Source organism: Clostridium lacusfryxellense, from assembly GCF_018861735.1.
Classification (GTDB): Bacteria; Bacillota; Clostridia; order Clostridiales; family Clostridiaceae; genus Clostridium_AD; species Clostridium_AD lacusfryxellense.
The window spans coordinates 13,948-30,855 of sequence record NZ_JAHLEB010000045.1 but is presented as its reverse complement, the minus strand read 5'-3'; the positions used below and the strand labels follow the sequence as shown (position 1 = coordinate 30,855).

General features: G+C 31.3%; 11 protein-coding genes and 2 pseudogenes. 7 read left to right on the top strand and 6 right to left on the bottom strand.

The window, feature by feature from the left end; translation table 11 throughout:
• Positions 1 to 124: 124 nt before the first annotated feature.
• Positions 125 to 1,348: a M20 family metallopeptidase gene (locus tag KPL55_RS19585; protein ID WP_216308439.1), complete on the top strand. Its 1,224-nt coding sequence runs from the start codon at positions 125 to 127 to the stop codon at positions 1,346 to 1,348.
• A 123-nt stretch (positions 1,349 to 1,471) separates the two neighbouring features.
• On the opposite strand, the gene KPL55_RS19580 is transcribed toward KPL55_RS19585, so the two are convergent.
• The gene (locus tag KPL55_RS19580; protein ID WP_216308438.1) at positions 1,472 to 2,899 is read right to left on the bottom strand and encodes an alpha-amylase; all 1,428 of its coding nucleotides are present in this window, start codon (positions 2,897 to 2,899) and stop codon (positions 1,472 to 1,474) included.
• A gap of 335 nt (positions 2,900 to 3,234) precedes the next feature.
• Here KPL55_RS19580 and KPL55_RS19575 point away from each other — a divergent pair, with 335 nt between their 5' ends.
• On the top strand, positions 3,235 to 4,584 hold the full coding sequence (locus tag KPL55_RS19575) for a citrate/2-methylcitrate synthase (RefSeq protein ID WP_216308437.1): 1,350 nt from the start codon (positions 3,235 to 3,237) through the stop codon (positions 4,582 to 4,584).
• Positions 4,585 to 4,646: 62 nt separating this feature from the next.
• On the opposite strand, the gene hcp (KPL55_RS19570) is transcribed toward KPL55_RS19575, so the two are convergent.
• The 4 genes and pseudogenes from hcp (KPL55_RS19570) to KPL55_RS19555 all read right to left on the bottom strand — a co-directional run bounded on the left by hcp (KPL55_RS19570) (position 4,647) and on the right by KPL55_RS19555 (position 9,296).
• The gene (gene hcp / locus KPL55_RS19570; protein ID WP_216308436.1) at positions 4,647 to 6,365 is read right to left on the bottom strand and encodes a hydroxylamine reductase; all 1,719 of its coding nucleotides are present in this window, start codon (positions 6,363 to 6,365) and stop codon (positions 4,647 to 4,649) included.
• A 100-nt stretch (positions 6,366 to 6,465) separates the two neighbouring features.
• Entirely contained in the window at positions 6,466 to 7,425 is a 960-nt protein-coding gene (locus KPL55_RS19565) for a methyl-accepting chemotaxis protein (protein ID WP_216308435.1), read from the bottom strand.
• Between the two features lie 216 nt (positions 7,426 to 7,641).
• Positions 7,642 to 8,397, bottom strand: coding sequence for a DUF438 domain-containing protein (locus KPL55_RS19560; RefSeq protein ID WP_216308434.1), 756 nt, complete (start codon positions 8,395 to 8,397; stop codon positions 7,642 to 7,644).
• A 189-nt stretch (positions 8,398 to 8,586) separates the two neighbouring features.
• Positions 8,587 to 9,296, bottom strand: a pseudogene (locus KPL55_RS19555) (Crp/Fnr family transcriptional regulator).
• Positions 9,297 to 9,516: 220 nt separating this feature from the next.
• Here KPL55_RS19555 and KPL55_RS19550 point away from each other — a divergent pair.
• Complete coding sequence (locus tag KPL55_RS19550; protein WP_216308433.1) at positions 9,517 to 10,749, top strand: FprA family A-type flavoprotein; 1,233 nt, start codon at positions 9,517 to 9,519, stop codon at positions 10,747 to 10,749.
• 21 nt (positions 10,750 to 10,770) lie between these two features.
• Positions 10,771 to 11,496, top strand: coding sequence for an iron-sulfur cluster repair di-iron protein (ric, locus tag KPL55_RS19545; RefSeq protein WP_216308432.1), 726 nt, complete (start codon positions 10,771 to 10,773; stop codon positions 11,494 to 11,496).
• A 65-nt stretch (positions 11,497 to 11,561) separates the two neighbouring features.
• Here the strand turns inward: ric and KPL55_RS19540 are convergent, their stop codons facing one another.
• The gene (locus KPL55_RS19540) at positions 11,562 to 13,166 is read right to left on the bottom strand and encodes a nitrite/sulfite reductase (protein WP_216308431.1); all 1,605 of its coding nucleotides are present in this window, start codon (positions 13,164 to 13,166) and stop codon (positions 11,562 to 11,564) included.
• 260 nt (positions 13,167 to 13,426) lie between these two features.
• Between KPL55_RS19540 and KPL55_RS19535 the strand changes: the two are divergent.
• The 3 genes and pseudogenes from KPL55_RS19535 to KPL55_RS19525 all read left to right on the top strand — a co-directional run.
• Positions 13,427 to 13,531: pseudogene (locus KPL55_RS19535) on the top strand (DUF2249 domain-containing protein); the annotation flags it as partial.
• 199 nt (positions 13,532 to 13,730) lie between these two features.
• On the top strand, positions 13,731 to 15,377 hold the full coding sequence (hcp, locus tag KPL55_RS19530; protein ID WP_216308429.1) for a hydroxylamine reductase: 1,647 nt from the start codon (positions 13,731 to 13,733) through the stop codon (positions 15,375 to 15,377).
• 303 nt (positions 15,378 to 15,680) lie between these two features.
• Positions 15,681 to 16,898, top strand: a complete 1,218-nt coding sequence (locus tag KPL55_RS19525) for an NAD(P)/FAD-dependent oxidoreductase (RefSeq protein WP_216308428.1) — start codon at positions 15,681 to 15,683, stop codon at positions 16,896 to 16,898.
• The last annotated feature ends 10 nt before the right edge of the window (positions 16,899 to 16,908 follow it).

The following is a 16,908-nucleotide window of genomic DNA, read 5'->3' as shown; positions in this document are numbered from 1 at the left end:
AGCTGGTAAGATTTAAAAAATCTTACCAGTTATTTTTATATATAAAAAACAAAATATTAATATGATATAATATTTATATAATGTTATACTGGTCTATTTATAGTTAGAGAGGAAGAGAAGAAAAATGCTTGAGCCTAAGTTTGAAATACAGGAAAATATCAACCCAAATGAAGTGATTGAATTAATGAAGAACTTGATATCAAGCCCTAGTCCATATTTTCATGAAGCTGCTATTTTGGATTTTACATACCTATGGTTTAATAAAATCGGTATTAAAGCATTCATTCATGAATATTATGAATCGAAAATCACTAATTTTAAGGGTAAAAATGTTATATGTGAAATTAGCGGTAATAGTGATGGGCCAATCATCTGTATTAATGGACATATGGATACTGTTAATCTGTGTAATGGGTGGACTAAAGATCCCTATGAAGGATTGGTAGAGGGGGATAAGATATACGGCATTGGCGCTCTTGACATGAAATCAGGTTGTTGTGCAACAATGCTTGCTATGAAGAAATTTCATGAACTTAACAAAAAGTTTCATGGGAAAATTATTGCAACTTTTGTTTCAGATGAGGAAGGTCCTTATGGACTTGGAACAAATGCATTAATTGAAGAGGGATTACTTAAAGACGTGGATTTTATAATAAGTGCCGAGCCAAGTGCAGGGTTTAATAATAGATCTTTTCCAGATGTATCTCTTGGTGCTAGAGGTGGATATGGACTTGAAGTTGAATTTTTCGGCAAAGCTGCCCATGCAGCAATGCCATCTTCAGGTGTTAATGCGGCAGTTGATGCTGGAAAATTTATGTGTGAACTAGAAAAAATTGATTATATTGAAGGTGAATTTTTAGGAAAGGGTGTTGCATGTGTAATTGCTGTAGAGAGTGATGGTGGTGCATGTAGTGTTCCAGATTATGCTAAAGTTAAACTGTTTTGGCACGTTGTCATGGGCGAGAATGAAAAAACAATAGAAAATTATATTGTGGATACGATTAAAAAAACAAGTATAAAAAGTACATTTCAAATATCTTTCAGAGACGCGCCTACTGCTGGAAGTAGGGGATACATGCCATATTTAGTGCCAAAACAAAACCATTTTGTTGCTACATTTTTAGAATCAATAAAGGATGTTTGTGATTGTGAGGCGAGTATTTCTTATTTTCAAAGCATTGGTGATTTCAATCACTTAGGTTCAAGGCTAAATGTGCCGGCAGTTATTTTTGGAGCAGAAGGTGAAAATATTCATGGTGCTGATGAATATGCTACTATAAGTTCTATTGTTAAAACAGCGGATATTATCTATGACTTTTTGGTTAAGGTGCTTGTTGATGAAATGTAGTGTATATGTTATCTAAATATTATAAAAAAACAGCATTAATATCTTAAATATTAATACTGTTTTTTTATAAGTACTATTTTATTAGTATTAGTATTTGAGAATCATATCAAGAAATAAATAGCTTTAAATAATACACCATACTGAATATGAATTCCCATTAACCTTGAAATCACCATTACCATCTTGGCCTATTTGGATTTCGCCAGAAACATTACCAGTTATGTCTACAAAGGTCTTACCAGAGAGATTTTCTCCAACAAACATCTTCTTTAAACCACCATCATTTGCATTAGATATTAAGGCAGCTAGTCCATTTTCTCTTGTCCAACCCACAATATGTGCTTCATCAAAGTAATCATGCTGAGTCCCATAAGCAAAATCTCTCCTAGCTTTTAATAATTCACCTAGTTGATCTTTTAATGGAGCTATATCATTATTTGGAAGGCCATAATAATCTCCAAAGAAAACACAAGGTATGCCTTCTTGCCTTGTAAGTATGAAAGTATAAGCTTGTAATTTAAATGAGTTGTCTACCCAAGACTCAAGGGATTGACCAGGTTGGGTATCATGGTTGTCCACAAATGTTACTGAGTTTTCAGGGTAACAACTTATTAATGTATTTGACATTAACCCCCTTAAATCATAGCTTTCTTTTTCATTTTTAGCCCTCACAAAATTATAGTGGAGTGGTACATCAAAAACATTTAACGTATGGTTAGTATCCTCAACGTATTTTTTTAAAACATTAAGATCAGTATGCCAATATTCCCCTACTGTAAAAAGTTCTTTATTAGTAATATCTCTTATGTCATTAATGAGTTTTGTGATAAATTCAAATGATATATGTTTCACTGCATCAAATCTAAATCCATCAAGGTTAGCTATATTGATGTACCACAATGACCACCTTAAGAGCTCATCATATACTACAGGTGAACTAACATCTATATTTGTAAGCATAAGATAATCATAGTTTCCATTTTCATCATCTACCCCTTCATCCCAGCTCTTACCAATACCAGTAAATTCAAATATAGCACTTTCTTTTTTATTTTCATCCCAATCTACCCCATCAAAATTTTCAAATCCCCATTTAAAGTCAGAGTACTTATTATTCCTTCCAGAGAAGTTAAACTTTGTCCAAGCTTTTATATCGTATTCATTAGAAATTTTATTGTTTCGATCTTTTGGATCTACTTTAGCCACTTTTACCCATTCAGTATTATCGGCTCCGCCTTTGTGGTTAAGTACTATATCAGCTAATATCTGAATATCATTTTTTTGAGCCTCGGTTATTGCATTTATGTATTCATCTTTTGTACCATATTTAGTTCTAACGCTTCCTTTTTGGTCAAATTCACCAAGATCATATAAATCATAAACAGCATAACCGACATCCTTGCTTCCACCTGCACCTTTATATGCTGGTGGCAGCCAAAGAGTATTTATACCTGCTTCACTTAAGGCTTTACTTTGATCCTTTAAAAAATTCCAGTGTCCTCCATCAGGAGGCAAATTCCATTCGAAAAATTGCATTATAGTTTTATTCATCTAGGGCAACTCCTTTTATTATTAGAGTAAACATAAGTAATTTATTGGATTGTTCACATTTATTTTGTGTTTTACACTTTTATATTATATATTATATATTATATATTAATGAAAATAAACAAAAACCTACTAGAAAAAATATATATAATGAAAATATTACATTTTGTGTAATTAGAAGTTATTGTAAAAAATATATAACTATGTGGTATACTAGATGTAGAATTTATAGAATTTCTTTAATTAGTGAATGTAATAGTAGGATTTAATTCCAGTATAAATGGATTGATATAAGCAATGATTTAAAAGTTAACAACTATTTTGGGAGGTGTAATATAATGGGTAGCAAGGAATTGAATAAGTTCGAAAAAACGATGTCTGAAAGATTAAGAAGTTTTATAGACCCAAAGCTATATCCTAAATATGATGTTAAGAGGGGCCTTAGAGATATTGATGGTCATGGAGTGCTTGTAGGTTTAACAGAAATTGGACAAGTAAATTCATATATTTTTAAAAATAACAAGATGGTTCCAGTTGCAGGTTCTCTAACATATAGAGGCATAAACATTGAGAGCATAGTAGATGGTTTTCTTAAAGAAGATCGATTTGGATTTGAAGAAACTTGTTACTTGTTGATTTTTGGAAATCTTCCAAGTATTGAAGAACTTAAAGACTTTAAAGAATTACTTTCTAAATATCGGGCTCTACCTGATGATTTTGTTCGAGATATGATATTAAAAATGCCAAGTAAAAATATAATGAACTCATTAGCAAGGAGCATACTAGCACTTTATAGCATAGACGATAAAGCTGATGATACCTCGCAAAGCAACGTTTTGGAGCAGTGTTTGAGATTAATTGCTTGTTTCCCACTTATAGTGGTTTACGGTTATCATGCACTATCGCATTATCATAACAATAACAATTTGATTATACGTAGTCCGCTCCCAGATTTGGGTACGGCTGAAAATATTTTGTACATGCTCCGCGACGATGGTAAATATACAAAGCTTGAAGCTGTAATACTTGATCTTTCTCTGGTAATTCATGCAGAGCACGGTGGCGGTAATAACTCCACATTTGTTACACATGTAATAACCTCATCTGGGTCAGATACTTATTCAGTAATGGCTGCTGCACTTGGTTCTTTAAAAGGGCCAAAACATGGTGGTGCAAACATAAAAGTTATTGAAATGTTTGAAGATATGAAAAAAGAACTTAGTGATTGGACAGATGAAGTAGCAATTGAAGAATATTTATCAAAAATACTTACTAAAGAGGCATTTGATAAATCTGGATTAATCTATGGAATAGGTCATGCCGTTTATTCTATATCAGATCCAAGGGCAGTTATATTTAAAAAGTATGTTTCAAGACTTGCTAAAGCAAAAGGTCTAGAGGATGAATATAATCTTTATGCAAAAGTAGAAGAACTAGCACCTAAAGTTATTGCAAGTGTGCGAAAGATATACAAAGGAGTAAGTGCAAACGTAGACTTCTACTCAGGATTTGTATATGGTATGCTTGGAATACCAATTGAGATGTACACTCCTATTTTTGCTGTAGCAAGGATAGCTGGTTGGAGTGCTCATAGGCTTGAGGAAATAATAAACAATGGGAAAATTATTAGACCTGCATACAAAGGCGTTGCGGAAAAGGGTACTTATGTTCCGTTAAGTGATAGATAAAAAAATAAAAACAAGAAAAAGGTATGCAGTAGAACACTACGCATACCTTTTTCTTCGATTATTTAAACGCCCATAAACATATTTATATCATCTTCTACATTAGTTATTCCACCAATACCGAAGTTATCAACCAATACTTTTACTACGGTAGGAGATAAAAATGCAGGAAGAGTAGGCCCTAAATGAATGTTTTTAACACCTAAATGTAACAATGCAAGTAGTACTATAACTGCTTTTTGCTCATACCATGCAATATTATACGAAATAGGAAGTTCATTTATATCTTCTAATTCAAATACTTCTTTTAGTTTAAGTGCTATTACTACTAATGAGTAAGAATCATTACATTGACCAGCATCTAATACTCTTGGGATTCCACCAATATCACCTAAATTTAATTTATTATATTTATATTTTGCGCAACCAGCTGTAAGTATAACTGCATCCTTTGGCAATTTCTCGGCAAATTCAGTGTAGTAATCACGGCTCTTCATTCTACCATCGCAACCTGCCATTACAAAGAATCTCTTTATTGCTCCAGATTTAACAGCATCTACAATCTTATCTGCAAGAGCTATTACTTGGTTATGAGCAAAACCTCCTACTATTTCACCTTTTTCAATTTCCTTAGGTGATGAGCATTTTTTAGCTTGTTTAATTATAGCAGAGAAGTCTTTTGCTTTTCCATTTATTCCGTCGACGATATGCTTAACACCTTCAAAACCTGTTACTCCAGTAGTGTATATTCTATCTTTATAAGACGCTTTTGGAGTTACAATACAGTTTGTAGTCATAAGTATTGGTCCGTTAAAGCTTTCAAACTCCTGGTTTTGTTTCCACCATGCATTTCCGTAATTACCTACTAAGTGCTTGTACTTTTTAAATGCAGGATAATAATTAGCAGGAAGCATTTCACTATGAGTATAAATATCTATTCCTGTTCCTTCAGTTTGTTTTAATAACTCTTCCATATCTTTTAAATCATGTCCACTGATTAATATTCCAGGATTAGTTTGAACTCCTATATTAACTTTTGATATTTCAGGATTTCCGTAACTTGTAGTGTTAGCTTTGTCCAGCAATGCCATTGCATCAACTCCGTATTTACCACACTCAAGAACTAAGGCTACAAGTTCATCAACACTTAAAGTATCGTCTAAAGTAGAAGCTAATCCCTTTTGAGTGAAGGCATGAAGACCTTCGTCATCATATCCAAGGTTATTTGCATGTTTAACATATGCAGCCATTCCCTTAATTCCGTAAATAAGTAGTTCTCTCAAAGATCTTACATCCTCATTCTGCGTTGAAAGAACGCCAACTTTTCCTGCTTTTTCATCAAATTCTTTTAAATCATTAGAAAACCAAACTGCTGCATCGGGTAAGTTTAATTCTTCTTCTTTCCCGAATCCAAATGAATTAAATATCTTCTTAAGCCAACTTGCATTTTCAACGTTATCGCTTAATGTAACTCCAGCTTTAACAAGTTGTTGTTTTACTTCTTCTCTTAAGCTTAGGCCTTTTCTGATTCTTGTAATAAATATATTTTTATCAAAATTTGCATTTGTTATAGTTGCAAATAAACTTTCCATTATGAAGTTATCTACTTCCTTATTAACTATACCATTCTCTCTAGCGCGAACACTGTATATAGATATTCCTTTAGTTATATAAATTAATAAGTCCTGAGCCTTTGCAAGGTCTTCAGTCTTACCACATACTCCCTTAACCGTACATCCGGTACAATTTGCTGCTTCTTGACATTGATAACAAAACATAGCCATATAAATAACCCTCCATCTTTTACTTCTGCAGACAACGTTTGTGCCTGCTGTATGAGATTATTATACTGCCATATAATTTTTATGTCGGTAACGTAGGTTACTAAAGTAACTGTTTACTATATGTTGTTATGTGTGTTTTTATTTCTTCTAATTTTTTTGTCACAACACTTGCCTCTTTTATGTGGTTTATTATACTATCGGATGTAACTTTTAATATTTCATCAACATCTACTATTTCATTATTCATGTTTTCAATATGATGTTTTTGCTCAGTTAGAAGCTCCATTACGCCATTTACTTCCTGTTCAACCTTTGAGACGGAGGATAGACTACCCTCTATCTTTTCTACAGCATTACTAGAAGCACTAACGCCTCTAGCTATAACTTCATTAGATTTACTAGAATTGTTAAGGACTACCTGTGTTTCGTTTTCTATGCCTCCTATTAAAGTTGAAATGTCCTTAGTACTTTGTTTAGTCATTTCTGCTAGTTTTTTTATTTCACCTGCAACTACTGCAAAACCTTTTCCTTCTTCTCCTGCTCTAGCGGCTTCAATAGCTGCATTTAATGCTAGGAGATTTGTTTGGCTTGCTATGTTGGTTATTAACTGTACAACTTCATTTACTTTGCTAAACTTTCTTGCTAATTCATTTATACTTTCTGTGTTGGTTCTACTCTCGCTTTCAAGAGATTTTATAATTTCAACTATCTCGTAAATAGCATCCTTACCCTCATAAGATTTTTTAACTGTATCTTGTGTAATTTCTATAAGTTTATTTCCTTCTAAATGTAAATTATCAGTCAAATCATTTGTATTTTTTGTTAACTTAGAAATTTCATTCATATGTATTTTTACTTTATCAGTAAGCTCACCTAAAATATTATGATCACTATCTACGATATGGTGCTGTTTTACAGTCCCTGATAGTAAATTGCTCATATCCTGAATAAAGCCGTTAGTTTCATTATGAAATTTGTCATCCATCTGTGCTGGTTTAATGCTAATCTGGGCTGAATTAGTTTCTATGATTATAGTTTTTTTATTTTTAAATAAACTCATTTATGATCCTCCTAATTTTTATACCATTGTAGAATGGTTCACCGTAGTGAATGTTATACTATTATATTATCGGTCAAGTCTCAAAAAAAAGTAGGTTTTAAGAAAACAAAAAAATAATCACTCTATCAGCATAAGATTCAACTGCTATAGTAATTATTTTTTAAAAACTCTGGGTTTAAACACAATCTAGAAAGAATGTAGTTTGAGAATGATGAATTACGCCTTAGGTGTAAATCCGCAATAACCTATCTCATCGCACCTTCTCTTCATATCACTCCATATTTCTTTTCCTTGAATAGATTCTATTGCTGTAGGATATAGAATATAGTTTTCTTTAAATATGTGATCGCGTAAGTTAAATATAATATATTTTGCTGTGTCATCAACTTTTTCTTTGAAATCATTAAAATCTAATTGAGAGACATCCTCTGCTAGTTTTTTTATAAGCTCTTTTTTAATTCTTAAATCCTCATGTTCCATTCTCATAATTCGAGTTGGGCCAGTAATTTCTCTGTTTTCCATTTCAGTAAATAATACTTTTTCTTCTCTTTGATGGTGATTTTCTGCATCTAGTATATTGAACATAACAGTCTTTAGTTTTTCGATTTCTTCTACACTGCTATCATAGCTTGATGCCTTTTGAATATTAGTATTAATTTCTTCAAGTTGGGTTAAAAATTCAAGGATTTTATCATGTTCAGCAATAAGAGTGTGTACAACGTGACCTGGCTCAATTTTCGTTTTAATTTTATCAAGTTCATCTTTTAGAACTTCCATGTGGATATCACAAAGATGTCTTAAATCTTGAGGTTTCATTCCTTTTTCTATTAAATTTTGTTCTGCTATTGAAAGTTCGATAGGGCTTATATTTGCAACAATGTCTAAAGCTTCTTTCCTTAAAGCTTCTGTTACACCTTCTTCATTTAATCTTTGTAAAACCCTAGTCAATTTTTCTATTTTTTTGTTATCCATTTTTAAAATCTCCTTTATAAATCTATTTTTAGAAATTCAGCTTCAATGTCATAATTTTAATAAGTTTTGATTATAAAAAATATGATTTAAATCAAATTTTAAAAATAAACATAAAGTTTTTAATTAATGATGGTATAAATAAAAAATCAACCTAAAAGCTTATAATAGGCTTTAGGCTGATTTGATATTTTATTCTACATATGATCTTAACATATCTATTTGTTTTATAATCAGTATTTTATTACCCTTAAGACTAATGATACCCAATTCTTCAAATATGCTGAGTTTTCTACTTATGGTTTCTCTTGTGACTCCAACATAATTCGCCATCTCTTCCCTATTAATAGGCAAATTAATTTGCAAGCCTTGACTTACAGGGGTACCATACTTTTCACCAAATTCTAAAAGCATAAATGCAATTCTTATTTCTGCATCATTAGTAGCAAGATTTTGTGCAAGATTTTCAGTCTGAGTTAGACGCTTTGAAATAACTTGTAATAACTTTAAGGATATTTCAGGGTTACTCATGATAATTTTATCCATATCTTGTTTGGTTAAGGTACATATCTTAAGATTTGATATAGCATAAGCATCAAAATTATATATTTCATCACTACTGAAGAGGCTTAACTCTCCAAAAAAATCACCAGTACTAAAGATATGAACTATTTGTTCCTTACCTTCTTTTGTTAATTTAGATATCTTACTTGACCTTCATTAATAATAAATAAAGTATCTGATTTTTCACCTTGACTACAGAGCATATCTCCCTTTTTATAGACTTTATGTCCGGTCATATCAATAACCTTTATAAGTTCATCATCAGATAAAAATGAAAAAATCGGTACTTTCTTAGCACAGAGGCTATGATTACAATTTCCACAACTACACTCGTCCATATATTTATCACCTACCACTTATATCATATCATTTCTAATTTATTTTGGCCAAATAAAAATAAATATAATTTTTCAATATTTTCATTTTGTGATTTCAATCATATTTTTTAAGTCAAAATAATTATAGAATAGGGTCATAGGAAAGCAAGAACATGTGAGATTGAAATAAAATATCGAATTAATAAATAAAAAATTTAATTAATATTAGGAGGAATACATTATGAATAAAAAAATTATGCTAAGTAAAAATATATATTGGGTTGGTAAGGTTGATGATAGGGATGTACCTTTTCATAGATTAACATTAACTAAAGGGACAACTTATAATAGTTATTTATTAATGACTGAGAAACCAACAGTAATAGATACTGTTGATATGATTTATGGACGTGAATTTGTAGAAAACTTAAAAAGTATAGTTGAACTTGAAAAAATCGAATATATTGTAATTAATCACACTGAACCTGACCATTCTGGTGCACTTGGAAGTTTAGCAGCTAAAGCTAAAAATGCTGTAATTGTATGTTCGAGACTAGCTGTAGAACAACTTAAGGAAATGTATAAACTTCATAATAGAGAATTTCTAGTTGTAGGAGATGGAGATACTCTCGATATAGGAGGTAAAACACTAAAATTTATAGAAACACCTTATCTTCATACGTCGGAAACAATGATAACTTATAGCGTCGAAGACAAAATTTTATTCCCTTGTGATATATTTAGTACCCACGTAGCTAATTATGAGTATTTTAATGATATGGCAAAAGAGGACATAAGTGATGATTATATTGGATATTATAAATTGATAATGCACCCTCATAGAAGATATGTTCAAAATATGATTGAAAAAATCAGAAATTTAGACATAAAGATGATTGCACCATCACATGGATATATCCTCAGAGAAAACGTTCAAAGTTTTATAGATATTTATGATAATATGAGTAAAAATATAGAGATAGATAAAAAGGCGTTAATTCTATACTCTACTATGACAGGTAGGACAAAAAAAATCGCAACTATTATTAAGGAAGAATTTGAAAATCAAAATATACACTCTGAAATTATGGATGTAAATAAAATATCAAAAGAAGAGGTAATAAAGGCTATTACTGAAGCCGACGCGATTTTCTTTGGAAGCTCTACAAAATATGCAGATATTATTGGAAATATGGAAGATGTATTAAAGGATATTAGTACTCTAAATTTAGAAGGTAAGATAGGTGCAGCATTTGGTTCTTATGGTTGGAGTGGAGAAGCGGTAGAAGTAGTTCAGGATTACTTAAGGGATTCTAAACTTAAAGTTTTGAATACTTCTGATGTAATTAAATCTACTGGTATGATCGATATAGAGTTTCCAATAAGAATTAAGTTTTCACCAAGCGATGTAAATGAAAAGAGCATTAAAAGTGCAGTTACTTATACGGCTGATTTATTACTTAGTACAATTTAAGAATATAAGGAGGAATTAATTATGGAAAAAATTATAAATGGAAATCAAAGCCTTGGAGAGGTAGTTTCAATTTTCCCGGGTGCAGCAGAGATTTTTAACACATACAAAATAGATTATTGCTGTGGTGGACATGATACTTTAGCAGGGGCCTTGGATGAAATAGAAATAGATAATGGAAAAATAATTGAAGAACTTAATAATGCATATGAAGAGTTTATAAAAAACAATTCAGAGTATAAAGATTGGAGAAAGGAAAAGCCCTCAACATTAATTAAACACATAGTGCAAACCCATCATGAATTTACCAAAAAACAGCTTAGAGAAATAGATATTCTATTATTTAAGGTACTCAAGGTACATTTTAATCATCATAGTGAAGAACTATTAAAAGTTCATAGAAATTTTGGAAACTTAAAAATAGAACTTGAGGAGCACCTTATAAAAGAAGAGGAGAACCTGTTCCCCCTTATTGAAAATTATGAAATAACAAAAAATGAGGTTGTCTTATCAGAAATACAGAAGATTATAAAGGATACAGAGAGTGAGCATGACGCAGCTGGGAATATAATTAAAGAATTAGAGAAGATAACTAGAGATTTTAATGCACCAGAAGGAGCATGTACTTCTTTCAAACTTGTATATACAAAAATTCATGACTTAGAAAAAGATCTTTTTATTCATATTTATCTAGAAAATAGTGTTTTGTTTAATATGTTTCAAGAGGTGAAGGGTTGCTCTATAAATTAATCAATATATAAAATTTTAAAATCCCATCATGAGCAACTTCATGATGGGATTTCTGAAATTTTTATTTATATATTTTCTTTAAAGCTTTCTACTCCAACTCGATTTACGAACTGATTAAAAGTTTCTTCAATATCTCTGTTTCTTTTGTAAAATAATATTAATGTTTTAAGGGTTTGAGCTACATCTGATGACTTAACTCTGCAATTAAGGGCCTCACTAAATTTAGCATTTAGTCCTAAAGTTCCACCTAGAAAAATATCAAAGGCCTCAACAAGACCATCCTCAGTTTTAATAAGTGCACCTTGTAAATTAATATCACCTATTTGTTTTTGCCCACATGCGTTAGGGCAACCTGTAAAGTGAATTCGTATTGGAGAATCTAATTCTATTGTTTTATCTAAATAACACTTATCTAAATAGCTACAAACATCTGTAGCTATCTTTTTTGTTTCAACAATTGCAAAATTACAGAATTCTTTACCTGTACATGCAACTGAATGGCCAATAAAGGAGCTTGGATCAGGTGAAAAACTTTTAAATATTGGTTCATTTAATATAGAGGGAAGATGCTCACTACCAACGCCTGAAATGATAAGATTTTGAGACAATGTCGTTCTAATGTTACTGTCTCCGTATTTTTCACAAATTTTAGCAAGTTCAAAAAAATCATCTGAGTTAAGTTCTCCAAAAGGAACATTAAGACCAATATAGTTTTTATCTAATTGCTTTTGCTTATGAACACCATAAAAATAAGCTGCGTTCCAGTTTACCAGTCTATCTTCGCCTAAGCTTTGCATGTCACCAATTATTTCTAGTAGTTTTTCCTGAAATTTATCTACGCCCCAGTCTTCGATTAGAAATTTTAATCTAGCGCGGTTACGTTTTTCTCTATACCCATAATCTCGAAATATAGTAGCAACACCTATAGCAACTTTAAGAACATCTTCAGGCAGCGCAAAAATGCTTAGTTTTTTAGCTAGGTGTGGAGTTGTTGAGAGTCCACCACCTACCCATAAATGGAATCCGATTTTCTCGACACCATTTATATTTTTAACGGCTGGGGTAAATGATAGATCATTTATCTCAGCATGAGCTGCGTTAAATATATTTGAGGATATTGATATTTTAAATTTTCGTGGAAAATTTGAAAAATCGCGATTGAATAGAAAAAATTCATTTAAGCTATTAATAAGTTCGGTTGTGTCCATAAGTTCGTCTTTATCAATTCCGGCAAGTGGATTACCGACAATAGTTCTTGTACAGTCACCACAAGCTTCGACAGAGCTTAAGCTCACTTCTTTTAATCTGTTAAAAATATCAGGTAAGTTTTCAACGCAAATCCAATGAAATTGTATTGCACCTCTTGTTGTTATGTTAATTAGACCTCGTCCGTAATCTTTTGAAATTTTCGCTAGGGTTCGTACTTGCTCTAAGTTTAATATCCCAGTATTTCGTACTCTAAGCATGAAGTGACCATCTCTAGGACGTTGTTGATAAACGCCTGCCCATTTAAATCGATCCATATCATCTTTAGTTATGGAATAGTATCCGACCTTAGAGTATTTATTTAATATGGTTTCAATAATATCTAGACCATCCTTTTCAAGTTTTAATATTTCGACGGAATTTAATTTGTTTTCCTTCTTATCGACATTTATGTTATAAGACATTTAAAGCCCTCCATCTTAAGTTACTATCAATTATTTAAAGTAAATTGTTGTTTTTTCATGATTATAGTATAAATGCTTAGGTTTAAATTAGATGTGATTAGAGTCACACTCATAAGTTCACTTAAATAATTAGGAAAAGTAGGTCTCACATATTATTTATAAGTGATTTAGATCACATTAAGAACATTAAATAGTAGATATAATATTATTTAAAGACCAACAGGTAAAATGAGGAGGAATTAAATATGTCAGATTTTATTAAACCGCTATATTATCAATTTACAATAGAACTTACGGATCAATTTGAGTGGGAATATCTTGAGCAAGGTCCTGAGGTATGGCGTGTTGCAATTACAAAAAAATAGGTATTAAGGGAACGAATTAATATTCGTTCCCTTAATACAGTTATGATAATTGTTTCAGCTCATAATATTTCTTTTGCAGATAACTTCTTTAAACAATCAATAATATAATTTATCACAATACTATCATCCTCTCGTATATTTATATAAAATAAGTGCAAACTAATATATAGAATATATCATAAAATTAGGAGGATTACATATGCAAGGAAAAATGTTTTGTTTTCAATGTGAACAAACTTTCGGTGGAAAAGGTTGCACGAAAGTAGGGGTTTGTGGTAAATCTCCTGAAATTGCGGCACTCCAGGATTTGCTTATATACCAGATAAAAGGCATAAGCTGTTATGCTAGTAAACTTTTAGCCAAAGGTGAAAAAATTGATAAGTCATTAGTTTCATTTGTTGAAAATGCATTGTTTATGACTTTAACTAATGTAAACTTTGACCCTGACGCTCATATGGATATGCTCAGAAGATCTCAAATTAATAAAGAAGAGATTAGAAAAAAAGCATCAGGTGAAAAGATAAATACGCCGGAGGCTTTGTACAATTTAAGTGATACAAAAGAAGAAATTCTTGAAGATGCTAAAAAAGCAGGAGTTATGTATGATGAAGATTTAGATGCAGATATTAGGTCCGTTCGCGAAACTATAAAATATGGACTAAAAGGGATTGCGGCATATGCACATCAAGCGAGGTTTATTAAATATCATAGTGATGAGGTAGATGATTTTTATTTTATAGCTCTAGCAATATTAACTGATGATAGCTTAAATCTTAAAGATCTTATTGGGTACTTAGTTAAAACTGGAGAGATGAGCGTGAGGGTTATGGCGGTATTAGATAAGGCTAATAATGAGAAATATAACGCTCCAACACCTACAAAGGTTAATGTAAATATTAAAAAAGGACCATTCATTATAGTTTCAGGTCATGACTTAAGGGACCTTGAAATGTTACTTGAGCAAACAGAAGGCAAAGGAATAAACATTTATACTCATGGTGAAATGTTACCTTCACATGGATATCCAAATCTTAATAAATTTAAACATCTGGTAGGTAACTTTGGAGGAGCATGGCAAGATCAACAAAAGGAATTCGATGGTATCCCTGGTTGTATTCTAATGACAACAAACTGCTTGATGAAACCAAGAGATTCTTATAAAGATAGAATTTATTCAACAAGTGTTGTGGGATGGGAAGGATTAAAACATATATCTAATGATGAGAATGGATACAAGGATTTTTCTGAGATGATAAATAAAGCATTAGAACTTGGTGGATTTGAAAAGGATGAAGAAGTTAAAGAAATTCTAGTAGGGTTTGGACATAAAGCAACTTTAGCTCATGCAGAAACAATAGTTAATGCAGTTAAAGAAGGCAAAATCAGACACTTCTTCTTAATTGGAGGATGTGATGGAGCAAGACCAGGAAGAAATTACTATACTGAATTTGCACAGCAAGTTCCCAAAGATTGTATTATTTTAACGTTAGCTTGCGGAAAATACCGTTTTAACAAATTGGAATTTGGCGAAGTTGCAGGACTTCCAAGATTACTTGATATAGGCCAATGTAACGACGCATATGCTGCTGTTAGAATAGCGCAGGCATTAGCTAGTGCATTTGAATGCACTATTAATGATCTACCACTTTCATTCATTATAACTTGGTATGAGCAGAAAGCTGTTGCTGATCTTCTAGCACTATTATCACTTAATGTAAAAGGAATTTACCTAGGACCAACACTCCCAGCTTTCTTAAGCCCAAATGTATTACAATTTCTAGCTGACAATTTTGACCTTAGGTCAATAAGTACACCAGAAGATGACTTATTGAAAATACTCGGATAAAATAATATTAAATTAAAAAATGATAAAGCTTAGAATTGTAAAATCAGTTTTAAGCTTTATTATTTTTTATAATTGATTCAAATCACTTCTTTTTTATTCGATCCAAATTATAATTAAGCCATAAGATAATAAAAGTTCCTATTATTGTGAGAAAGACCACAAGTAACATATGTTACGGACAATAATAATAGAAAACAGTATAATTGGGTTATTACACAAGAGCCGATGGCTAGTGCTGAATTTATCTTACTTTCAATATAAAATAATATTATTAAAAATATCAATATGAAAAGAGTGATATAGATGACCAAGAGAATTGTTATAGTAGGAAGTGGAATTGCTGCAATAACTGCAATTAAATCAATTAGAGAAATAGATGTGGATTCAGAAATATATTTAATAGGGAAAGAAAAATTTTATCCATACAACCGAATAAGGCTGTCAAAGGGTATATTTGACCAGCTTGAGGAAAGCAAAATACTTCTTAAAAAGAAAGAGTGGTATGAGGAAAATAAAGTGCAAATCTATATTAATACAAATGTTATTAATATAGATACTGATAATTTTGAACTATTGTTAGATGATGAAAGCAAAATAAAGTATGATAAATTACTTATAGCAACTGGTTCCAGAAATAATACACCACCAATAGACGGTATTGACAAAGAGGGTGTTTTCACATTAAGGGGACTTGGTGATGCTTTAAACATTAAAGACAGCCTTAGTGAAAGCAAGAAAGTGATAGTGATTGGAGGAGGAATACAGGGATTGGAAATGGCTTGGATAATACATCAGCATGGAATTAAAGTTACAATTGTTGAACAATTATCAAGCCTTATGCCTCGCCAATTAGACGATAAAGCATCGGGAATTTTAAAGAGTGTAATACAGGGATATGGTATAGAGGTATTAACTAAAACAGGGGTAAAGGGCATAACAGGTAATCATAAAGCCAAAGGAATCCTTATTGACGATGAAGTTGAGTTAAAATGTGATATGGTTATTTACTCCACGGGAACTAAGCCTAATAAAGAATTAGTTGCTAAAATCAAAATTGAAACAGAAAAGGGAATAGTAGTAAATAATAAGATGCAAACAAATATAGAAAATATCTACGCAGCAGGAGATGTTGCAGAATACGACAATCAAGTTATTGGTCTATGGAACATTGCTATAGAACAAGGAAAAGTTGCAGGCTATAACATTGCAGGTAAAGAAAGCGAGTATCAAAAAGTAACTCCAGTAACAACACTAAATGCCTTTGGGATTTCATTATTTTCTATGGGATGCATTGATGAAGCAGAAGCTACAAAAGTGTTAATGGACCAGGATATTAATTCTGAAATTTATAAAAAGATACTTATAAAAAATAATAAAGTTATTGGTGCAATTGTTATAGGGGATATGAAAAGATCACCACTTCTTAAATCTGCTATAGAAAAAGGAATTACGCTTAATGATGTTGATATATCAAATATAACTTTAGATGAGTTATTTGAAAAATTAAAAAACAATAAATAATAAATAATAA